The organism is Colwellia sp. MB3u-4, from assembly GCF_014077065.1.
GTDB lineage: Bacteria > Pseudomonadota > Gammaproteobacteria > Enterobacterales > Alteromonadaceae > Cognaticolwellia.
This window is the reverse complement of the sequence record NZ_JACGVE010000075.1, coordinates 114,196-137,177: the sequence shown is the minus strand read 5'-3', so window position 1 is coordinate 137,177 and position 22,982 is coordinate 114,196. Positions and strand designations below refer to the sequence as shown.

The window sequence follows — 22,982 nt, the reverse complement described above, 5'->3', positions numbered from 1 at the left end:
ATGAGTGAAAAGAAAGTCACTATTTTCATTGATGACATGCCTTATCAGCTCAGCACTGAAGACAATTTGTTGGCTGGGGTGTTATCACAAAAATTAAACTTGCCTTATTTCTGTTGGCATCCGGCTATGGGCTCGGTTGGCGCTTGTCGTCAGTGCGCTGTTACGCAGTTTCAAGATAAAGCGGATCAACAGGGCCGCATTGTTATGGCTTGTATTACGCCAGTTACTGACGGTATGCGCATTAGTATTAAAAATAAAGCGGCCAGTGAGTTTCGCGAACAAGTTATTGCGGCGATGATGACTAATCATCCTCATGATTGTCCTGTTTGTGCTGAGGGGGGCGAGTGCCATTTACAAGATATGACGGTAATGACCGGCCACAGCGTACGAGCATATCAAGGTACAAAACGCACATTCACTAATCAATATTTAGGTGACTTGGTGGGTCACGAAATGAACCGTTGTATTACCTGTTATCGCTGTACGCGTTTTTATAATGATTATGCGGGCGGTAAGGACTTTGGGGTTTATGGTTCAAAAAACCAAGTGTACTTTGGTCGCCAGTCCGATGGTGCTTTGGAAAGTGAATTTAGCGGTAACTTAGTGGAAGTTTGCCCAACCGGCGTGTTCACCAATAAAGTTTTTTCATCACACTATACCCGTAAGTGGGATTTGCAATCTGCCCCGTCGGTTTGTAGTCATTGCTCTGTGGGTTGTAACTTAAGTATTGGCGAACGCTATGGTTCGGTGCGTCGGGTGATGAATCGCTACAATTTTGATATTAATGGCTATTTTATCTGTGATCGCGGTCGTTATGGTATCGGCTTTGTTAATGGTGAACAGCGTATCAGACAAGCTAAAGGTATTGCACAACAGTCACCTGTAGCCTTAACTAAATTAGATGTTGCTAAAGCTTTCTCACATTTTAGAAAAAAACAATTTCTCGGTATTGGCTCTACTCGTACCTCATTAGAAGCGAACTTTTATTTAAAAAATATAGTCGGCGCTGAGCAATTTAGCCCCGGCTATAACGATGAAGAAATGAAAGTGGCGGCACAACATGCCCAATTACTGACCTCAAACAAAGCACCTAGCCTTGCTGAGATTGAAGACAGTGACTTTGTTTTTATTATTGCTGAAGATATTAGCCAAACTGCGCCAAGAATGGCGTTGTCGGTGCGCCAAGCATTGCGCAATGCTGCTAAAGCTAAAGCTGAAAAAATCGGCATTGCATCATGGCAAGACAGTGCGGTGCGAACCATTGGCGGTAAATTACTGTCACCGTTATTTTCCCTGCAAAGTACCACTACTAAACTCGATGATGTTTGTCAGCAAACATTACTTTTACCTGTAGAGCAAATATCAAAAATTTTAGCGACATTGGAAAAGATTTTACAATTGGGCAATGCTCAAACGATTAACCATGACCAAGCTTTAGCACAAGCCGTTAAGCACTTAGCTGAGCAAGATCAGTTGAGCATCACTGACCAAGGCTTTATTGCCTCAGTTTATAAAGCCTTGCGTAAATCTACTAAGCCGTTATTTATTTCAGGTACCAGTGGTGTTTGTGCCAATGTACTGAGTAATATTGCCAATTTAATGTCGGCGTTTACAGCGCAAAATAAGCTGATAGCACCAGGGTTAATTATTGTGCCGCCGTGCAGTAATAGTGTTGGGTTATTATCGATTTTAGATGAAAAATCTTTGTCTATTGAGCAAGTATTAGCACAGCTTAATGACCCAGATAAAAGCTATCAAGGACTGATTTTACTCGAGCAAGAACTGGCAAATCTCTCAGCGGTTCAAATCACGCAGTTACGAAAATCTGCGCAAACCCTGATTGTGCTAGATCATTCAGCGCACCGACTTTCAAGTATCGCCGATATTGTTTTACCTGTTGCGGCGGTTAGTGAAGGAGATGGTCATTATGTTAATTACCAAGGCCGAGCCCAACAGTTTTTTCAAGTGCATCCTCCTGTTTTGCCAATTCAAGAAAGCTGGCGTTGGTTAGATAATATTGCCGATATTGTCGGTATAAAAATAACAAGTAAAGCCTCAGACGCAGCTGACCATGAGTCAAATTACTATACTCAAGTTGTGGCTAAAAAAACTCGCTATGAATCACTGACGCAGTTGCATCAATTTTTTCTTGATACTTATGCTCAATGGCCAAAGTTAATAACAAAAAAGGGGGATGAAACACAGCGTGATAAGAGCCAGCAAAAAGCTATTGCGAGAATGAGTCACCGAGCCAGTGGCCGTACAGCTCAAATGGCTAATATCACGGTACATGAAGCAAAAACCACCCAGAAAATTGATGATAACTTTACTTTTTCAATGGAAGGTAAAGCAACTGGACAAAGTAGCGACATGCCCTTTACTTGGGCGCCAGGGTGGAATTCAAATCAAGCGATTGGCCAATTTCAAAGAGAAATTAATGGTGCTTTATTGAAGGCAAGCGCTGCAGTATTTATCCCACTATCAAGTGTATTAGCCAACAACCCTTGTTGGCGATTAACTAAGAGTATTAAAAATAGTACTTTTCAAAGTAACACAGCTAAAAGTAGTGCAACTAAAAACCAAGTGACTAATTACTTGACTTATGTTCAACAAAAAAATGTTTATTTCAGTGATTGGCAAGCATCACTCACCGCTGAATTTCAAATGCTGCGACAAAGTAATCGAGTCTATATTAATGCTAAGACAGCTCAGCAAGCCGAGGTTACAAAAGGCCAGTGGGGTAAAATTATTTTTTCAGCGACAAACGAAAAAATGCTATTGGTTAGTCAAACTGTTATCAGTCAAATTTTCATTGTTAATGATTTACCTGACACTTTAGTTTTTGGCAACTTCGCTCTCTGTTCTTCGTTGCACCATCAACTAGAAATGACAATATCCTTAGCGTGTGAGCAAGAAATTGTTGATTACCTTGCTCAATTTAATGATGCATTAATAGCAGCGAAAAAAAGTAAAGAAAACATACTTGAGAGCTTGAAAATACAGGATCAAACCATTCCTATTCGATTGTTCTCAGGAGGGTTGAATGATGGCTGACATGCTTTGGAAGCTATTTGAAATAACCACTATTATCGCCTTGCTTATCCCTATAGCCGCGATGTTGGTGTGGGTTGAGCGCCGAATGATAGGTATATGGCAAGACCGTTGTGGTCCAAATCGCGTTGGGCCATTTGGTGTTTTACAATCATTGGCAGATTTATTGAAAATTCTGGGTAAAGAAGATTGGATCCCGTCTTTTAGTGATCGTTTAGTCTTTGTGCTAGCACCAGTGATTGGTGCTATGTGCGTCTTAATGAGTTTCGCCGTAGTCCCTTTCTCTCCAAGCATTGGCGTTTCTGATTTAAACATTGGTTTACTATTTTTTCTCGCTATGGCTTCGCTCGCTGTTTACAGCGTGGTGTTAGCAGGTTGGGCGTCAAACTCTAAGTATGCTTTGTTAGGCGGCATGAGAGCGGCGGCTCAAACTGTTAGCTATGAAGTGTTTATGGGCTTGTCTGTAATGGGCGTGGTGTTACTAACCGGTAGCTTTAATTTGCGTGAAATCGTGTTGGCACAAACCGATGGCTGGCTTATTCAATCACAATTTATTGGCTTTTTTATTTTTTTAGTGGCTGGTATTGCTGAAAGTCATCGACTGCCTTTTGATTTGCCAGAAGCTGAAACTGAACTCACCGCGGGTTTTCATACCGAATATTCTGGGCTGAAATTTGCCTTGTTTTTTCTCGGTGAGTATTTAAGCGTTACCTTAATATCAGCCATGTCAGTGGTACTGTTTTTTGGCGGTTGGTTAATGCCAGAGCCGCTTGCTTCATGGTTGCCTCCATTGCTGTGGTTTATTATTAAAATTATGTTTTTTGTGATGTTTTTTATTCTGCTTAGAACATCGCTGCCACGACCACGTTTTGACCAACTACTCAAGTTTGGCTGGGTCGTTATGTTGCCTTTAGCGTTATTAAACCTTTTGGTCACCGCAGTATTGCGCTTAACGGGAGTGCTATAACTATGATTAATTATGGGCAAACTTATGCAGTTACTTTTAAGGCAAACAGGGGCGAAAATGTTTAGTCAACTTCGAACCATTTGGTTAGTGCTTAAACACACATTTACCAAAGCCGATACGGTCCAGTATCCAGAAGAAAAACCTTATTTAGCACCCAGATACCGAGGTCGCATTGTGCTGACCCGAGACCCTGATGGCGAAGAGCGCTGCGTGGCCTGTAACCTTTGTGCGGTGGCTTGTCCGGTTGATTGTATTGCCTTGCAACAAGTGGTTGATGACGATGGCCGTAAACGTGCTGATTTTTTTCGTATTAACTTTTCACGTTGTATTTTATGTGGTTTTTGTGAAGAAGCTTGTCCGACCTATGCCATTCAGTTAACCCCTGATGTGGAATTGGCAGAATATGATAGGCAAAACTTAGTTTATGAAAAACAGCACCTACTGATTAATGGTCCAGGTAAATATCCAGATTATAGTTTTTATCAACAATCAGGTATTGCGATTGCAGGTAAAGGCAAGGGACAAGCAGAGCAGGAAAGGCCACCCATTGATATTAAAGGATTAATGCCATGAATTGCGAACTCTTTATGTTATATAAAGCTAAAAATAGTGGCAAGGAGAGAGAAAATGTTAGCTAATTTAACCTCAATTGAAAGCTTATTTTATCTTGCTGGTTTGGTCGCTGTTATTGCTAGTTTAAAGGTGGTTACTGGCCATAATACCGTGCACGCTTTGTTGTATTTAGTGGTGTCGCTATTAGCTGTTGCGGTTTGCTTTTATTTAATGGGAGCACCCTTTGCTGCTGGCTTAGAAGTGATTGTTTATGCAGGTGCAATCTTAGTGTTGTTTGTTTTTGCTGTACTGATGTTTGGCTTAGGTAAAGATGAAACAACAAACGCACCTAAGCATAAAGGTTTAGCTAATATGCTGGGCGCGATGTTGTTGGCGTTTGCGCTGTTAGTAGAAATTATCGTTATTATTAATAATGCCGATATGCAACAAAACTTACAAGCTACGGTTATTAGTTCAAAAACGGTGGGAATTATGTTGTATGGCCCCTATTTACTTGCCGTTGAAATTGCTTCCTTTCTACTCTTATCCGGTTTACTCGCCGGTTATCACTATGCAAAACCTGATGTTACTGGCGGGCCATTATGACCACTATTCCCTTGTTTCATGTGCTTATTTTATCAAGTCTATTGTTTGCCATTGGCTTTGTTGGTGTGGTGGCAAGAAAAAACACACTATTTATGTTGATGAGTTTAGAAATTATGCTAAATGCTGTTGGCGTTGCCTTTATTGGTGCGGGCAGCGTTTGGCAACAAGCGGATGGACAGGTGATGTTCATTTTAATTTTAACGCTTGCCGCTGCTGAAGTCGCCGTAGGCTTGGCGTTATTAATCCGTATGCAGAAGAAATACCACTCTTTAGATATTGATTTGTTAAATCAGATGAAGGGGTAATAACAGTGTTATTAGCGAGTTTACCTTTTTATCCCTTAGTGAGCTTCTTAGTGTTAATTGCCTTTGGCAAAAGACTGTCATGGCAGCTTGCGGCTATCATGAGTGTCAGTAGCATGGCACTGACGGTATTAGTTAGCGCGATATTATTGTTTGAATTATCCACTAGCCAAAACCAAGTGCTAAGCGTCAACCTCTGGCATTGGTTTGATTTATCTAGTCAACTGGGGACGGGTGAAGTTAACGTGCGCTTTTACCTTGATGGCTTATCCGCTGTTATGATCAGTGTTGTTAGCGGTGTGGGTTTTCTTATTCATTTATTTGCTGCTATTTACATGAAAGCTGATGCGAATTTCTCACGTTTTATGGCGTATATGAACCTATTTATTGTCGCTATGTTGATATTGGTCTTAGCGGATAATTTAGTGCTGCTCTATTTGGGCTGGGAAGGTGTGGGTTTATGTAGCTTTTTATTGATTGGCTTTTGGTATCAAGAAAAAAACAATGTTTTAGCTGCGCGTAAAGCTTTTATTGTTACCCGTATTGGTGATACCTCGATGGCGATAGGCTTGCTGTTAATGTTTAATACCTTTGGCGAATTAAATATAGCCGCGGTAACAACACTGGCTCAACAAGCCAATATGGTTACTGGCCCTAATTCTGTTTCTAGTGCAGAGCAAGCCAACAATATTTATTGGATTGCCTTATTATTACTTGGCGGCGCTGTGGGTAAATCAGCGCAATTGCCACTGCAAACTTGGTTACCTGATGCTATGGCAGGGCCAACGCCGGTGAGCGCCCTAATACATGCCGCGACTATGGTCACGGCAGGGGTGTATTTAATTGCCCGTATGCATGGCATTTTTTTATTAGCACCTGAAGTCATGAATTATATCGCTTGGTTGGGGGCACTGACCTTATTACTCGCCGGCGTTGCTGCACTCGCGCAAACTGATATTAAACGAGTTTTGGCCTATTCAACCATGAGCCAAATTGGTTATATGATGCTGGCGCTCGGAGCGGGTGCGTGGTCTGCTGGCGTTTTTCATTTAATGACCCATGCTTTTTTTAAAGCGCTGTTGTTCTTAACGGCAGGTGCGGTTATTTATGCGCTACATCATCAACAAAATCTTTTTAAAATGGGCGGTTTATGGAAGCAGCTACCCTTTGAAACGAGTTTATTTGTGGTGGGTTTAATTTGTTTGATGGCGCTACCTGGTACTTCTGGTTTTTTCTCTAAAGAAGCGATTATTGCCCAGCTTTGGTCGTCCAATACGGCAGGGCCGATGTTATGGTGGTGCGCTATTCTAGGGGCGTTATTAACCAGTATTTATAGTTGTCGGTTATTTTTTCTGGCTTTTCTGGGTACGGAACGCTGCACTGAAAAACCCCAGGCTGAAAAGAATGTATTACTGCGTAGTGCATTGATTATTTTGGCCTTGTTATCTTTATTTGGTGGACTTATTCCGCTTGATCTTACCTTGGTGTTTTCAGCGGCTATTCAAAGACCTTTAGTACAGTTGATTGAGCCTACTTGGTTACATAGCCTTGCCATAATAACGCCATTTATCGGTATGTTGTTTTCTTGGTTTTATTTCAAAAATTATCGTCGTTCGCCGCTTAAAGGTACTGAGCAACATATTGAGGCGAGTGAAGGTAAATTTGTGCTGTTCTGTCGTCAAGGTTTAGGTTTTGATGCGTTTTATAATGGGCTGTTAGTTAAGCCTTATCAGTGGCTTGCCCAAGTAAATAAACGCGATATTTTTGACCAAATTATTATGCTCAATGCTTGGTATGTTGGATTATGGCACGATAGTTTGATTCTAGTGCAAAATGGTAGTTTACGCTGGTATTTAGCTGCTTTTGGACTAGCGATAATCTTGCTGTTAGGAGTGAGTTTTTTATGACAGTAACTTTAATTATGCTGGCATTAGTTATTGCGGGTGCATTGGCCTGGCGAGCTGAAACATACTGGCAAGGTAGTGCTAAATGGCTAGCGCTAATTAGCTTAGCTTTATTAGCCACAGTTTTTGCGGTCTTTGTTATCGACTACGCTATTAACCACAATAATGACTTTGCGCAGTTACAGGTATTGAGCCGAGTAAATTGGATTCAAACCTTTAATATTCAATATAGTATAGCCCTTGATCAGTTGAGTATTGTATTAATAGCGCTGACCTGGCTGTTAGCGATTATTTGTGTGTTAGTTTCTTGGCATGAAATTAAGCACCATGTTGGTTTTTACTATTTTAATTTACTGTTAACTATTGCTGGCATTATTGGGGTTTTTGTTGCGGTTGATATGTTTCTTTTCTTCTTTTTTTGGGAAGTCATGTTACTGCCGATGACCGCTATTATTGCTATTTGGGGCCATGAAAAAAGACACTTTGCTGCGTTGAAATTTTTCATTTTTACCCAAGTCAGTAGTTTGCTGATGCTAGTGGCTATTATTGCCACCGGCTATTTTCATTTATTACAAACGGGGCAGTTAAGTTTTTATTACCTAGATTGGTTGATGTTGGATATACCGCTGTCCATGAGTCAATATTTAATGTTAGGTTTTTTTATTGCTTTTGCGGTTAAGTTACCTTCTGTGCCGTTGCACAGTTGGCTACCTGACGCGCATACCCAAGCACCAACCGCGGGCAGCGTATTACTTGCCGGCGTATTATTGAAAACGGGTGCTTATGGTTTAATTCGTTTTGTTATTTTTTTGTTCCCACAAGCCAGTACGCAATTTGCCCCTATTGCGGCGACATTGGCAGTAGTAAGTATTGTGTATGGTGCGAAAATGGCCTTTGCCCAACAAGATTTTAAACGTTTAGTGGCTTATAGCAGTATTAGCCATATGGGCTTTGTCATGTTGGCACTTTTTGCTTTTAATAGTGTGGCTTATCAAGGGGCTATTGTGACTATGGTGGCGCATGGTCTTAGTAGCGCTGCCTTATTCGCGCTCGCAGGCATGATTTACCAACGTATTCATAGTCGAGATTTGGCCGATATGGGCGGCTTTTGGCAAAGTGCACCTCGTATGGGGGGATTTGCTCTGGCCTTTGCCGGTGCTGCTTTTGGTTTACCGGGTTTAGCTAATTTTATTGGTGAATTTTTCAGTCTAGTAGGTGTGTTTCAAGTCTTGCCTGAATTTGCCGTTATTGCTGCATTGGGGCTTATTGGTTCAGCTATTTATGGCATGGTGCTGTTTCAATCAAGTTTTCAAGGTACGCCAACACAAGACATTATTGATCTCCAGCCTAGGGAGCTGATTATTTGTGGCTCATTATTATTGATGCTCTTAGCCATTGGTTTATATCCAAGGCTATTGCTTAAATTCTCATTTGGAGCCTAAGTGATGATGTCTATAACAAGTAACTCACCACCTTTACTTACCATGACCATGGCCGGCGCAATTTTGCCCCAACTCATTATCGCTTTTGGCATCACCTTAGCGTTATTGCTGGTGGCTTGGAAAAGATCACAACGCACCATCGCGGTATTCTCCTCTTTGATACTTTTTACCGCCTTGATAGCCAATGTTAGCTTGCTAGCCATGCCAACAACCCAAGTAACGCAATTGTTAAAAGCTGATGGTTACAGTCGCTTTGCTTTTAGCTTGATACTGATTTCAGCCTTGGTGGCTTTACGTATGAGCCATAGTTTTCTTAAAGCGCATATAGAAGTGCATGATGAATATTATTTATTGTTATTGCTACTCGTACTTGGGGCGGGCGTTTTGGTTACTAGCGACCATTTTGCCAGTTTATTTTTAGGCTTTGAGCTGCTAAGCCTAAGTTTGGTCGGGCTAGTGGGTTATCATCGAGAGAGTCATTACAGTGTTGAAAGTGCTTTTAAATATCTGGTATTAAGCGCCACCGCATCGAGTTTTATGCTCTTGGGTATTGCCTTTATTTATAGCGTTACCGGCGATATGAGCTTTAACGCCACGACAGCTTCTGCAATATACCATCAGCAAGGTTTAGGCATGTTTTTTCAGCTAGGGCTGTTGTTATTCGTTTCTGGCATCGCCTTTAAATTATCAATTGCGCCGTTTCATTTCTGGACACCTGATGTTTATCAAGGAGCACCAACACCAATCACTATGTTGATGGCCACCATATCAAAAGTCGCTATGTTCGTTGTTTTGCTTAAGTGCATTATTGCTCAGCGCTATTGGTTACACGACAGCTTTCAATTATTTTTGATGTCATTTGCGGTGATTTCCATGTTGCTAGGTAATGTGATGGCACTTAAACAGCAACATTTAAAACGCTTATTGGCTTATTCATCGATTGCCCATATGGGCTACTTACTGATTGTTATCATTGTGAGTTCAGCGCAAAGTTTGGCGTTTACTTGGCAAAGTGCGTTATTTTATTTAGCGGCCTATACCCTGGCTAACCTATCAATTTTTATCGTTATTGCCTTAATTCAGCAGCAAAATACCCGCGCGGCTTTTCAAGAAGATATTTTATTAGCAGACTTACAAGGTTTATTTTGGCGCGTACCGAGTTATGGTTTGTTGATGTTACTTGGCTTGCTGAGTTTAGCGGGCATTCCTTTAACCATGGGTTTTATTGGTAAATTCTATATCTTAAGTCAGGCAACTATTGCTCATGCTTGGTGGTTAATTGCCACGCTTATTGTCGCTAGTGGTATCAGTTTAGCTTACTATTTGCCGATGATATTTAAAATTTTTGCCGATGCGCCATCTGATGCGCTATCCGATACGCATCAGATGAACGGCAAAGTTAAAGCGCTTGGAGGGCATATTATTGAGCAAGTATTAGTGTATAGTTTTATTGCCTTTGGCTTGGTCTTTGGCATCTTACCAGAAGTGATTAATCAACTTATCGCTTCCTAGCTATTGTGAGCAAGCTTGCTAATTAATGGTCATTTTTAGCAAGTATATCGAATCTGTGTATCTATTATTGATGGCTCACAAGCAATAGAGATTAATGACCTCGATGGTAATTTTGATATTGACCATAGTTCAGGCAATATTAGTTCAGGCGACCTTTTTTTAAAAGGTCTATCAGTCAGGGCATTTTTGAACATGGCTCAGGTGGCTTAAGGGTAAAAAAGTAGATGGCGAGATCACTATTGACGATGGCTTTGGTGATCTCGAGATAGAGCAAGCTAGCGGGTTAAAAATCCTGGCAAGTGGCTCAGGTGGTTTACGGGTTAAAAAGGTAAAAGCCGGCTTTGAAATCGACAGTTAAGTAAGATTCGTTTTAATTACTGTAGAATATTCAGCACAGCGTAAAGTGCCATTTTTAGGTTTTTATGCTTTTTTTACTGTTTAATAGCGTTTAATACACATTATAGCTTGTATAAATTAACAACATCCGTATAATGCGCGCCTCTGTAATCGTCAATCAAAAAAGTTTCCAAGTGAAACTTAGCGAATTATAGAAACTTAAAATGAGTGGGGTATATCCGCCCATAGACTTGCCCAGTTAACCTTTCAACGTTAACGTAAGAATGTGCCTTAAGTCTTCCTGGTGGTTTCCTCGTATATGTACGTAGGGATTTTGGCGCATAGCCAGTTTCTACCATGAGAAGACAAAAATTATATGACTGATCTTAACAACGCCTCTGTAGGCTTTGACGCCCTTGGTTTGCCTGAAAACTTAGTATCTGCTGTAAAAGCACTAGGTTTTGAATCATCTACTGCAATTCAAGCGCAAACAATTCCCCCTTTACTTGCTGGTAAAGACGTCCTTGGTGAAGCGCAAACAGGTACCGGTAAAACGGCTGCATTTGGTTTGCCTGCACTAGCAAAAATTGACGTAACGATTCGTAAACCACAATTAATGGTTTTAGCGCCAACGCGTGAGTTAGCGATTCAAGTAGCAGAAGCAATTGAAACATTTGCACAACACATGAAAGGTTTACGTGTTGCTACTTTATATGGTGGTCAATCGTACCAGCCACAATTTCAACAACTAGAACGTGGTGCACAAGTTGTTGTTGGTACTCCTGGTCGTTTGATGGATCACTTACGTCGTAAGAGCCTTAAACTAGATAACTTATCATTTTGTGTGCTTGATGAAGCTGATGAAATGTTAAACATGGGCTTTTTAGAAGACATTGAGTGGATCCTTGAGCACTTACCAAAAGAAACACAAATGGCATTGTTTTCTGCAACTATGCCAGCGCAAATTCGCAAAGTAGCGAATCGCTTTTTGAAAAATCCTGAGCATATTAAAATTGCGGCAGTGAAAAAAGAAAAAGCCAATATTACTCAATATGCATGGAAAGTTAGCGGCATTAACAAAATGACAGCTTTGGAGCGTATTGCTGAAACTGTTGAATACGATGCAATGCTAATTTTCGTACGTACTCGTAATGATACCATTGACGTTGCTGAAAAATTAGAACGTGCAGGTTATGCTTCTGTTGCCTTAAACGGTGACATGAACCAAGCACAGCGTGAACGTACTGTTGACCAACTTAAATCAGGTGCGTCATCAATTCTTGTAGCAACTGATGTTGTTGCTCGTGGTCTTGATATTCCTCGTCTTTCATTAGTTATTAACTATGATTTACCAGGTGACAACGAAGCTTATGTTCACCGTATTGGCCGTACTGGCCGTGCAGGACGTAGTGGTACAGCAATTTCATTTGTTCGTCCACGCGAAATGTATTCTTTACGTCATTATGAACGTTTAACTTCTGGTACGATTGCTATGTACGACTTACCAAATATTCAAGAAATTGGTAAGGCACGTATTGAGCGCACTTGTACTGAGTTAGCGAGTATTGTTGCTGATAAAGAGTTAACGGCAATGCGCGAAATTATTGAAACTATGGCGAGTGAGTCAGAACTTTCAATGACAGATTTAGCGGCAGCGTTACTTTATCACAAACAGTTAAAGCAGCCTCTACAGCCGAAAGAAGATCCAAAGCCTCGTCGTGATGCACGTGAAAGAAATGATCGTGACAGCAAAGGTGGTGAAAGTCGTGGTGCTCGTAATGACAGCCGTGGTGGTCGTAATGAAGCCCGTGGCGGTCGCAGTGAAGCCCGTGGTGATAGTCGCAATGAGAACCGTCCAGAGCGTGCTCCTCGTAAAGCGAAAGTGGCACGTTCAGATGTCGATTGGCAGACTTACCGCCTAGAAGTAGGTAAAGAGCATGGTGCACGTCCTGGTGATATCGTTGGCGCTATTGCTAATGAAATTTCATTAGACAGCAGCTACATTGGCGCAATTAACTTACACGACAAACATAGTTTTGTGCAATTACCTAAAGGTATGCCTGACAAGTCATTCACGCAATTAAAGCGTGTTCGTGTTCGTCGTCAAGCATTAGAGATTACGGTTTCTGATACTCAGACACCAGCAGCATCGTCTGAGCGTCCACGTAAAGAGCAACACACTAGCAGCTAGTTCATTGGTATAAATAGCATGCTTAAAGCGCTAATTCCTCACTAGAATTGGCGTTTTTTTTTGCCTGTAGCATTCAGTTCAAGCACAGGTTCTTTTAATAGCAGTTTCATTAATTATCGGGTCTACTTTATGGACAGGTAAAATGATCAGAAAATTAGTGAAATTGGTATAACGAGTCTCTTAATTTATTGAAGATTTTTTGACGGTTAACTGAACGAATTGTCGAGCCTTAAACTGGCTGTAAATATATAGTTACATCTGTGGGTGTTGCTAGCTATAGCTTAGATCCTCATCACTCACAATTCATCTGTCTTGCACGTAAAAATAGATTTACGCCTCAAAAAATGTCAGTTTTTTCATTCACTTCCTCTGCGATGAATTCACGGTGATAATCGCCTCATTGCTACAATGAGAGAAACAACTATGACAGAATTAACAAAGACAGAATTAACAAACCCACTTAATTTACGTGGTATCGAATTTATTGAATATGCATCGCCAGATTCTGACTTTATGGAAAATGCGTTTTATGGTTTTGGCTTTTCAAAAACAAAAAAATTCACAGGCCGCGATATCGACTATTTTAATCAGAACGATATTCATTTTTTATTAAATCATGAACAAGCGGGTTTTTCTAAAGAGTTTGCTAAAAGCCACGGCCCAGCAATTTGTTCAATGGGTTGGCGAGTAGAAAATGCCGATTTTGCCTTTGAACAAGCGGTTGTTCGTGGTGCAAAGTCAGCGCAAGACGTTGATAATAAATTACCTTACCCCGCTATTTTTGGCATTGGTGATAGCTTAATTTACTTCATTGAGAAATTTGGCGCTAAAGGCTCAATATATGAAGATGATTTTGAAGATATTGCTGAACCTGTATTAGTAAAAGATAAAGGCTTTAAAGCCGTTGATCATTTAACTAATAACGTTTACCAAGGCACAATGGAGCATTGGGCTAATTTTTATAAAAACATCTTTGGTTTTACTGATATTCGCTACTTTGATATTAAAGGGGCAAAGTCGGCGTTGGTTTCATACGCTTTACAATCGCCTTGTGGCACTTTCTGTATTCCTATTAATGAAGGGAAAGGTACCAGCAATAACCAAATAGACGAATATTTAAATGAGTATAATGGTCCAGGTGTACAACACTTAGCTTTTATTTCAGATGATTTATTGGGCTCTTTAGATCAATTAGATAAAAACATCATTGATACCTTAAATATCGTACCTGAATATTATGATGATGTGTTTGATCGTATTCCTTGGGTAAAAGAAGATCACCAGCGCATTCGTGATCATCAGGTATTAGTCGATAGCCAAAACGAAAATTCATACTTGTTACAGATATTCACTAAGAATATTTTTGGACCTATTTTTATTGAAATGATCCAACGTGTTGATGACCAAGGTTTTGGTGAAGGTAACTTCACCGCTTTATTTAAGTCAATCGAACTTAACCAGATAGAACGTGGCGTGCTTTAAGCTAATTTATAGCGCTATAATTTATCTAAAAAGCCAGCATTTGCTGGCTTTTTTATGTTCTGACATAACCCAAGTACCAAAGTTTGTCTTGGCTAGGGATATAAGTTCCCTATCGAACTCTAGTCGCTGCGTTTATGTAGGGACAGGCTAATAACCTAAGTACTGCATCCGTGTTGGCAATATCATAGCTATATAGCTGTTCTTAGCCATTGATGTCATACGATATTAGCGTCTCTTGATAATTGCTCCCGTATATACGCTAATAAGCTTCATTCATTGATGAAAGTGTAGGTTAATACGAGAGAATCATTATTTTTAGGACAGCAATAGACTAATCACCTAGCTATGGTGTCAATGCTAGTAAATCATATAACCTAAATTGTAGAGCCAGAGCCAGAGCTAGGTTATGTTATTTCAGGTAAAAAAAAAGCGCCAGAAGGCGCTTTTGATCGTCATGTCTAATGCAAGTATTTACTTACTTAGAGCATCACCTAAATGAGGTCGAATATCTTTTAAAATTTCTTTTGCTAAGCGCGGGCTACTTGCGACAATATTGCCTGAGTTACCGTGATTATGGCCACCAACAAAGTCAGTGACTAAACCACCCGCTTCAATGACCATTAATTCACCAGCGGCGCTATTCCAAGGTTTTAAACCAATTTCAAAGTAACCGTCAACACGGCCAGCAGCCACGTAAGCTAAATCTAGAGCGACACAGCCAGCATGACGCATATCAGATGTTTTACCAAAGAGTGTTTTAAACATTTGTAAATAAGCATCAGTGTGTTGCTTATGTTTAAACGGGAAGCCGGTCGCTAAAATAGAACCTTTAAGTTCTTTAGATTGTTTTACGCGAATACGGAAACCGTTTAGTTGAGCACCTTTACCACGACTTGCGGTAAATAACTCACCACGAATGGGATCGTAAATAACTGACTGGTCTAATTTGCCTTTCACTTTTAAAGCAATTGACACGGCAAAGTGTGGAATACCTTTAACAAAGTTAGGCGTTCCGTCAAGTGGGTCAATAATCCACTGATAGTCGTTGTCTTTACCTTCAATTAATCCACACTCTTCACCAATAATAGTGTGATTAGGGTAAGATTTTTGAATTGTTTCAACAATAGCTAGTTCAGCACTTATATCAACATTAGTAACGATATCGTTCGTACCCTTAGATTCAATTTCAATCTTATCTACTTGTTCAAAAGCGCGCAAAACTACTTTGCCCGCAGCACGCGCAGAGCGCACGGCAATATTTAGCATCGGATGCATTATCGACTACCCTATATGTTGTAAAATGTCATAAACAGCTATGTAAAAGAACGAGGTTAACCTTAAGCGCCATACGATGATGAACCCCTAAAATTAAGCGCGCGAATTATAGCAAAATAATTATTACTTTGCGACACTCTTATTTATCATTAATGAACTGATATCCGTTAGGTCAGATAAAGTCATAACGAATAAGGTAAAACTTACCCTATTTTCTTCGTCTGATAAGCAAAAGAGCTAGACCATATTGATAAACACTATAAAACTAATATAAAAGCCGTGATTTTTTCTCAGTACAAGGATAATGTTCTGTGTTAACATTATCGGCTATTTTAGCCGTCTAGATAGGTAATGTTGTTAGCTAATTAAAGTCATGTTAACTAATTATTGCCCTCGAATTAAGTAAGTGTAGATAATGTCAGATTCTTTATTAAGTAAGGTTCGTATCGTTCTTGTTAATACCTCAGATTGTCGTAATATCGGCTCAGCCGCTCGCGCGATGAAAACCATGGGTTTAACTGATCTCATTTTAGTTGATCCTATTGAAATGCCCAATGGTCAAGCACAAGCTTTAGCGGCTGGTGCAACCGATGTCTTAAAAAATGCCAAAGTGGTGGCAACACTCGAAGAAGCCATTAAAGATTGTGGTTTAGTCGTTGGTACAAGTGCTCGGTCGCGCACGTTACCTTGGCCCATGCTAGAGCCTAGAGGTTGTGGCGAAAAACTGATCACAGAAGCACAAGAATATCCTGTGGCATTAGTCTTTGGCCGTGAGAGTAGTGGCTTAACGAATGAAGAACTTCAGTTATGTAACTTTCATGTGCAAATTCCAGCAAATCCAGAATACAGCTCATTGAATTTGGCTATGGCAGTACAAACCTTAAGTTATGAAGTGCGTACAAGCTTCCTAATCCATCAACAACAAGCCTTTACTCTGAATGAAAATGAAGAATATCCGCTTGCTGAGGAAACAGAGCGCTTTTATCAACATTTTGAAAATTCACTAAAAGCAACAGGCTTTATTATGCCAAGTCACCCAGGTTTAGTGATGACTAAGCTGCGTCGTTTGTTTAACCGTGCACGACCCGATGTAAAAGAATTGAAAATGATGCGTGGTATTTTAGCCTCAGTTGAACGCACTGCAAAAGCATCTAATATTGAAAAAAACAAAGATTAATTATAGCGTTAGTTAGTCACTTAACTCAGTGACTAATTCTGATTACAGCATAGAGAATTAAGGAACGTGGTATGTTTAACCGCATGAAAGAAGACATCAATAGTGTATTTGACCGAGATCCTGCCGCACGTAATGTTTTTGAAATTTTAACCAATTATCCTGGCCTCCACGCCGTGTGGTTTCATCGTTTAAGTCATCGTTTGTGGAAATGTAATTGGAAATGGTTAGCGCGAACACTCTCAACATTTTCTCGTTGGTTAACGGGTATTGAGATCCACCCGGGTGCGACTATTGGTCGGCGATTTTTTATTGACCATGGTATGGGTGTGGTCATCGGTGGTACCGCTGAAATAGGTGACGATGTCACTTTATACCAAGGGGTTACGTTAGGCGGCACAAGTTGGAAAGAAGGCAAGCGCCATCCAACCTTAATGAATAATGTTGTTATTGGTGCCGGTGCTAAAATTTTAGGTCCAATTACCATTGGTAAGAACGGCAAGGTAGGTTCTAACTCCGTGGTGGTAAAAGATGTGCCTGAAAACGGCACAGCTGTTGGTATTCCCGCTCGCATTGTTAACGCTAAAAAGGATGATAGTGCCGCTGAAAAACGTGAGAAAGTAGCAAAAAAATATGGCTTTGATGCTTATGCGGTGGCTACTGACAACCCAGATCCCGTCGCTAAAGCGATAGGTCGTTTACTTGACCATATGCATTTAATGGAAAATAAAGTTTCTGATTTATGTCGAGAGGTTAATCAGCTTGGTGGTCATGTTTGTCAAGAAGCACTACCTGAATTAAGGGTTGGTGAATTTGACGAAGATGAGAAAGCGGCAGCAAAACGTCGAGAAAGCGTAACAGAATCTTTTGATCCAGCAATTTAGTCATTGTTTATTTGCAGCTAGAGATTATGCTTGCTGCAAGCGAATATTTAGCCTAGCTATTGATACTAAATTTCTATCCCAGCTTTACTTCATTTAGAGGTTATTAAACATTAGAGTGATGTAAACTTTAATGTTTCTTCCTTCGTATTGACTAACTATTAAAGGCGAGTATAATACTTGAGTAAATCAGTCGGGTATTTAGTTGACTATATTGTAGGGACATGTAAATTCGTAGGGATATGTAAAATTGCCAACGAATTGATAGGGGTAATAAATGAAATTGACGTCTAAAGGCCGATATGCAGTAACAGCAATGCTTGATGTAGCTATTCATGCGGTAACAGGACCTGTTCCACTGGCTGATATTTCTGAGCGCCAAGGCATCTCACTATCATATCTAGAGCAACTTTTTTCACGGCTGAGAAAATACGGACTAGTCAATAGTGTTCGTGGGCCAGGTGGCGGTTACCGGTTAGGACAATGTTCAGCGCAAATTACCATTGCTGATGTTATCAACGCTGTTGACGAAAGTATCAATGCCACTAAATGTGGTGGTACAGGTAATTGTCAAGACGGTCAGCAATGCTTAACGCATTATTTATGGACCGATTTAAGCGACAGAATTGAAGATTTTTTAAAAGGCATTTCACTTGCCGAGCTCGTCGAGCAACGAAATGTAAAAATAGTGTCACAACGACAAGATAAAGCGACAGCGAAAGCTCGCAAATCCCCTTCGTTAGAGACCTTAATTACTACCCGCAATATTATGAATGACTGGCATTAATAGCTGGTTCAACTGGAGATTATTAATTAATGAAGCTTCCCATTTATTTTGATTATTCATCGACAACACCGGTAGACAAACGTGTTGCTGAAAAAATGATGCAATATATGACTACTGATGGTTTTTTTGGAAACCCAGCATCACGTTCACACAAATTCGGCTGGCAAGCTGAAGAAGCGGTTGATATCGCTCGTAATCAAATTGCTGATTTGATTAACGCCGACCCACGCGAAATTGTTATTACCTCAGGTGCAACAGAGTCTAATAACTTAGGTATTAAAGGTGCCGCTAAGTTTTACAGTAAAAAAGGTAAGCATATTATTACCTGTAAAACAGAACATAAAGCCGTACTAGATACTTGTCGTGAATTAGAACGTCAAGGTTTCGAAGTCACTTACCTTGATCCTGAAAGCAATGGTTTAATTGATTTAGACAAATTAAAAGATGCCATGCGTGAAGACACTGTTCTTGTTAGTATCATGCACCTTAATAACGAAATTGGTGTGATTCAAGATATTGCTGCTATTGGCGAAATGTGTCGCGAACGTAAAATTATTTTTCATGTTGATGCGGCGCAAAGTGCCGGTAAAATTGAAATTGATTTACAAGTTTTAAAAGTGGATTTAATGTCATTTTCTGCCCATAAAATTTATGGTCCAAAAGGCATAGGTGCACTTTATGTTAGTCGTAAACCTCGTGTGCGTCTTGAATCACAAATGCACGGTGGCGGCCATGAACGTGGTATGCGCTCAGGTACACTAGCTACTCACCAAATTGTGGGTATGGGTGAAGCATTTAGACTTGGAAAAGAAGAACTAGCACAAGACGCAATACACGTAACTAAAATGCGTGATCGTTTATGGGCTGGTTTAAACGACATGGAACAAGTTTTTGTTAACGGCGATTTTGACCAACGTTATCCAGGTAACTTAAATATCAGTTTCAACTTTGTTGAAGGTGAATCGCTTATCATGGCGTTAAAAGATTTAGCCGTATCTTCAGGCTCTGCCTGTACTTCTGCAAGTTTAGAACCATCGTACGTACTTCGAGCTTTAGGGCTAAATGATGAAATGGCGCACAGCTCAATTCGTTTTAGCTTTGGTCGTTTTACTACAGAAGAAGAAATAGATTATGCCATTGACCTGATTAAAAAGGCAATTGGCCATTTACGTGACATGTCACCGCTTTGGGAAATGTTCAAAGACGGTATCGATTTAGATTCAATAGAGTGGGCTGCTCACTAGAGCACCAGGAGAAATATTATGGCTTATAGCGAAAAAGTAATTGATCATTATGAAAATCCACGCAACGTTGGTTCTTTTGATAAGAATGATCCACTAGTTGCTACGGGTATGGTTGGCGCACCTGCATGTGGTGACGTAATGAAGTTACAACTTAAAATTTCAGCGGACGGCATTATTGAAGATGCGAAATTTAAAACTTACGGCTGTGGCTCTGCGATTGCCTCAAGCTCATTGGTAACAGAGTGGGTTAAAGGTAAGTCAATTGATGAAGCCGGTCTAATCAAAAACACGGCGATTGCTGAAGAACTTGCATTACCGCCAGTGAAAATTCATTGTTCAATCTTAGCGGAAGACGCAATTAAAGCGGCAATCGAAGATTACCGCAGTAAGCATAAAGGTTAAGCTGGAGACACAATATGAGTGTAACGATGACACCTGCTGCATCTGACAGGATCAAATCGTTTATCGAAAACCGAGGCAAGGGCCTCGGTCTACGATTAGGTATTAAAACAACGGGTTGCTCTGGTTTAGCTTATGTACTTGAATTTGTAGATGATCTAAATGACGACGACTCAATGTTTTCCATTAATGATGTTAATATCATTATTGACGGTAAAAGCCTGGTTTATCTTGATGGTATCGAACTTGATTTTATTAAAGAAGGTTTGAACGAAGGCTTTAAATTCACCAACCCAAATGCCAAAGGCGAATGTGGTTGTGGTGAAAGTTTTAATGTTTAATGAGCGATTAATTTCACTGGAGTTGTTGTGAATTATTTTCAGTTATTTGGTTTAGAAATTCAGTTTACTATTGACTTGGATAAGCTTTCAACACTTTATCAAACATTACAAAAAAAAGTACATCCTGATCGTTTTGCTCATGGTTCAAACCAAGAGCAAATGCTAGCCGTTAAAAAATCAACCTTGATTAACGATGCCTACCAAACGCTAAAAAAACCACTAAAACGCGCGCAATATCTCTTAGAATTGCGCGGTATTAGCATGCCTAACGAGCAAGCTTCTTTTGGTGATGTAAGTTTTTTAATGCATCAAATGGAACTGCGAGAAATGCTAGACGAAGTTAAGCATGCTGATGATGTTGATGCAGCTGTGTTTGACGCCTCACAAGTGTTTGAAGCAGAATTCCAGCAACTCTTTAATCAGCTGCAAAGTCAATTGGCAGAAAACACGTCAGACTCTAATAGCTTAGCTTGCGATAACTTAAGAAAACTTAAGTTTTATCAAAAGCTTAATGTTGAGCTAGATAAGCTCGAAGAGCTATTGCTAGACGGCTGAAAATAAAAAATTAAGACGTTAACAACTACATTGATTTTTCTATGAAAAAACAATGTAGTTGTTAATACAAAATTCGTAAAACTATCACCTAACGAGCTTTTACAATGGCATTATTACAAATCGCTGAACCAGGGCAAAGTACAGTTCCTCACGCCCACCGCCTTGCGGCGGGTATTGATCTTGGTACGACAAACTCTTTAATTGCTAGCGTAAAAAGTGGCCTAGCTGAAACTATTGTTGATGATAATGGGGCTGATATTTTACCGTCAGTGGTCAGTTATCAAAGCAAGGGTATACTTGTCGGTCATGACGCAAAAGCGTTAGCCGTGAGTGACCCTGAAAATACTATCGTGTCAGCTAAGCGCCTAATTGGCCGCTCTAAAGCTGATATAACGACAAAATATGCCTCACTGCCGTATGTTTTTTCTGGTGATGAAAACCATCCCTCAATAGCAACTCGCACCGGCGAAGTGAATCCGGTACAAGTGTCGGCCGAAATACTTAAAACTTTAGTGAAACGAGCTGAATTATCGCTAGGCGGCGAACTAACCGGTGTGGTTATTACCGTGCCGGCTTATTTTGATGATGCACAACGCCATAGCACGAAAGACGCGGCAAAATTAGCTGGTGTCAATGTCTTACGTTTACTTAACGAACCGACAGCGGCCGCAGTTGCTTATGGTTTAGACACTGAACATCAAGGAAAACAAGAAGGCGTTGTTGCGGTTTATGATTTAGGCGGCGGCACCTTTGATATTTCCATATTACGCCTCAATAAAGGCGTATTTGAAGTGTTAGCTACCGGTGGTGATTCCGCGCTTGGTGGTGATGACTTTGATGGCATGCTGGTTGAACATCTGATCAATAAAGCTGGCTTAGTGCGCCCTTTGTCTGCTTCAATGGAACGACAATTAACCCAGCAAGCTTGTTTTGCTAAAGAGCAATTGTCAAACAGTGACAGTGTTGAAATATCACTAACACTTGCCAATGATGAAACTTGGACCAGCAGTTTTACCCGCGTTGAGTTTGAGCAGTTGATCGCGCCATTAGTAAAGAAAACACTGCGAGCATGTCGTCGAGCTGTTAAAGACGCAGAGCTAGAGATTAGTGATATTATTGAAGTGGTCATGGTCGGTGGTTCTACCCGTGTACCCTTAGTGCGTCAAGAGGTTGAAGATTTTTTCAAACGACAACCTTTAACCTCAATTGACCCTGATAAAGTCGTTGCTTTAGGTGCAGCCATTCAAGCTGATATTTTGGCGGGTAATAAGCCAGATAGCGATATCTTGCTACTTGATGTTATTCCTTTATCATTAGGTTTAGAAACCATGGGTGGGCTAGTTGAGAAGGTTATTTCGCGCAACACCACCATTCCAGTGGCTAAAGCGCAAGAATTTACCACCTTTAAAGATGGTCAAACGGCGATGGCTTTACATGTATTACAAGGCGAGCGTGAGTTAGTTGATGATTGTCGTTCATTAGCACGATTTGAACTTCGTGGTATTCCGGCAATGACCGCTGGTGCTGCACATATCCGTGTCACCTTTAAAGTAGATGCAGACGGTTTGTTAGAAGTATCAGCGATGGAAAAATCAACCGGTGTTGAGTCGAGTATCACGGTCAAACCAAGTTTTGGTTTAGAAGCAGATGAAATCACTAACATGCTAAAAGACTCCATGGAAAATGCTGAGCAAGACATGCAAGTAAGGATGTTGAAAGAGCAGCAAGTTGAAGCGTCACAAGTGATTGAGTCGATTCAAGCGGCGCTTCTTGCCGATAGCGCTTTATTAAATGCAGCGGAAATCAGCAAAATAGATAGCGCTATTTCTGCGCTGAAACAAATAAGCCAAACAGGTAATGCCGATGAAGTTGAAGCGGCAATAGCGATATTAAATAATAGCACCGCCACATTTGCTGAACGTAGGATGGATTCATCTATAAGAACAGCATTATCTGGCCATTCAGTAGACGAGGTTTAGTC

Annotated in this window: 19 protein-coding genes; 18 read left to right on the top strand and 1 reads right to left on the bottom strand. The window is 40.5% G+C overall.

Annotated elements, in window-relative coordinates; genetic code table 11:
- The 10 genes from nuoG (at position 1) to hppD (ending at position 14,345) form a co-directional block, all read left to right on the top strand.
- A complete protein-coding gene (gene nuoG / locus H4J61_RS06885) occupies positions 1-3,054 on the top strand; it encodes an NADH-quinone oxidoreductase subunit NuoG (protein ID WP_182184468.1) in 3,054 nt (1,017 codons plus the stop codon).
- Positions 3,044-4,018 carry an NADH-quinone oxidoreductase subunit NuoH gene (gene nuoH / locus H4J61_RS06880; protein ID WP_310650040.1) on the top strand — a complete coding sequence of 325 codons (975 nt, stop codon included), beginning with the start codon at positions 3,044-3,046 and terminating at the stop codon, positions 4,016-4,018. The genes nuoG and nuoH overlap by 11 nt, the downstream gene beginning before the upstream one ends.
- Before the next feature lie 12 nt (positions 4,019-4,030).
- Positions 4,031-4,591, top strand: coding sequence for an NADH-quinone oxidoreductase subunit NuoI (gene nuoI / locus H4J61_RS06875; protein ID WP_310650039.1), 561 nt, complete (start codon positions 4,031-4,033; stop codon positions 4,589-4,591).
- A 54-nt stretch (positions 4,592-4,645) separates the two neighbouring features.
- Positions 4,646-5,176 carry an NADH-quinone oxidoreductase subunit J gene (nuoJ, locus tag H4J61_RS06870; protein WP_220460935.1) on the top strand — a complete coding sequence of 177 codons (531 nt, stop codon included), beginning with the start codon at positions 4,646-4,648 and terminating at the stop codon, positions 5,174-5,176.
- A complete protein-coding gene (gene nuoK, locus H4J61_RS06865) occupies positions 5,173-5,481 on the top strand; it encodes an NADH-quinone oxidoreductase subunit NuoK (protein WP_182138317.1) in 309 nt (102 codons plus the stop codon). The genes nuoJ and nuoK overlap by 4 nt, the downstream gene beginning before the upstream one ends.
- 5 nt (positions 5,482-5,486) lie before the next feature.
- The gene (gene nuoL / locus H4J61_RS06860) at positions 5,487-7,385 is read left to right on the top strand and encodes an NADH-quinone oxidoreductase subunit L (RefSeq protein ID WP_310650038.1); all 1,899 of its coding nucleotides are present in this window, start codon (positions 5,487-5,489) and stop codon (positions 7,383-7,385) included.
- A complete protein-coding gene (locus H4J61_RS06855; RefSeq protein WP_182184467.1) occupies positions 7,382-8,824 on the top strand; it encodes a NuoM family protein in 1,443 nt (480 codons plus the stop codon). Before nuoL ends, H4J61_RS06855 begins: the two co-directional genes overlap by 4 nt.
- A gap of 3 nt (positions 8,825-8,827) precedes the next feature.
- Entirely contained in the window at positions 8,828-10,336 is a 1,509-nt protein-coding gene (locus tag H4J61_RS06850; RefSeq protein ID WP_182184466.1) for an NADH-quinone oxidoreductase subunit N, read from the top strand.
- A 712-nt stretch (positions 10,337-11,048) separates the two neighbouring features.
- Positions 11,049-12,863, top strand: coding sequence for a DEAD/DEAH box helicase (locus tag H4J61_RS06845; protein WP_182138320.1), 1,815 nt, complete (start codon positions 11,049-11,051; stop codon positions 12,861-12,863).
- Positions 12,864-13,286: 423 nt separating this feature from the next.
- A complete protein-coding gene (gene hppD, locus H4J61_RS06840; protein ID WP_182138321.1) occupies positions 13,287-14,345 on the top strand; it encodes a 4-hydroxyphenylpyruvate dioxygenase in 1,059 nt (352 codons plus the stop codon).
- 471 nt (positions 14,346-14,816) lie between these two features.
- Here the strand turns inward: hppD and suhB are convergent, their stop codons facing one another.
- Entirely contained in the window at positions 14,817-15,620 is an 804-nt protein-coding gene (gene suhB, locus H4J61_RS06835; protein ID WP_182184465.1) for an inositol-1-monophosphatase, read from the bottom strand.
- Positions 15,621-16,035: 415 nt separating this feature from the next.
- Here suhB and trmJ point away from each other — a divergent pair, with 415 nt between their 5' ends.
- From trmJ to hscA, 8 genes are all read left to right on the top strand, one after another.
- On the top strand, positions 16,036-16,797 hold the full coding sequence (trmJ, locus tag H4J61_RS06830; protein WP_182184464.1) for a tRNA (cytosine(32)/uridine(32)-2'-O)-methyltransferase TrmJ: 762 nt from the start codon (positions 16,036-16,038) through the stop codon (positions 16,795-16,797).
- Positions 16,798-16,868: 71 nt separating this feature from the next.
- Positions 16,869-17,678, top strand: a complete 810-nt coding sequence (cysE, locus tag H4J61_RS06825) for a serine O-acetyltransferase (protein WP_182138324.1) — start codon at positions 16,869-16,871, stop codon at positions 17,676-17,678.
- A 274-nt stretch (positions 17,679-17,952) separates the two neighbouring features.
- Positions 17,953-18,462, top strand: coding sequence for a Fe-S cluster assembly transcriptional regulator IscR (gene iscR, locus H4J61_RS06820; protein WP_182138325.1), 510 nt, complete (start codon positions 17,953-17,955; stop codon positions 18,460-18,462).
- Between the two features lie 29 nt (positions 18,463-18,491).
- On the top strand, positions 18,492-19,706 hold the full coding sequence (locus H4J61_RS06815; RefSeq protein ID WP_182138326.1) for an IscS subfamily cysteine desulfurase: 1,215 nt from the start codon (positions 18,492-18,494) through the stop codon (positions 19,704-19,706).
- 18 nt (positions 19,707-19,724) lie between these two features.
- Positions 19,725-20,108, top strand: coding sequence for a Fe-S cluster assembly scaffold IscU (gene iscU, locus H4J61_RS06810; RefSeq protein WP_182184463.1), 384 nt, complete (start codon positions 19,725-19,727; stop codon positions 20,106-20,108).
- Positions 20,109-20,122: 14 nt separating this feature from the next.
- Positions 20,123-20,446, top strand: coding sequence for an iron-sulfur cluster assembly protein IscA (iscA, locus tag H4J61_RS06805; RefSeq protein ID WP_182138328.1), 324 nt, complete (start codon positions 20,123-20,125; stop codon positions 20,444-20,446).
- Between the two features lie 27 nt (positions 20,447-20,473).
- Positions 20,474-21,001, top strand: a complete 528-nt coding sequence (gene hscB, locus H4J61_RS06800) for a co-chaperone HscB (protein ID WP_182184462.1) — start codon at positions 20,474-20,476, stop codon at positions 20,999-21,001.
- Between the two features lie 104 nt (positions 21,002-21,105).
- Entirely contained in the window at positions 21,106-22,980 is a 1,875-nt protein-coding gene (gene hscA, locus H4J61_RS06795) for a Fe-S protein assembly chaperone HscA (RefSeq protein WP_182184461.1), read from the top strand.
- Positions 22,981-22,982 lie beyond the last annotated feature (2 nt).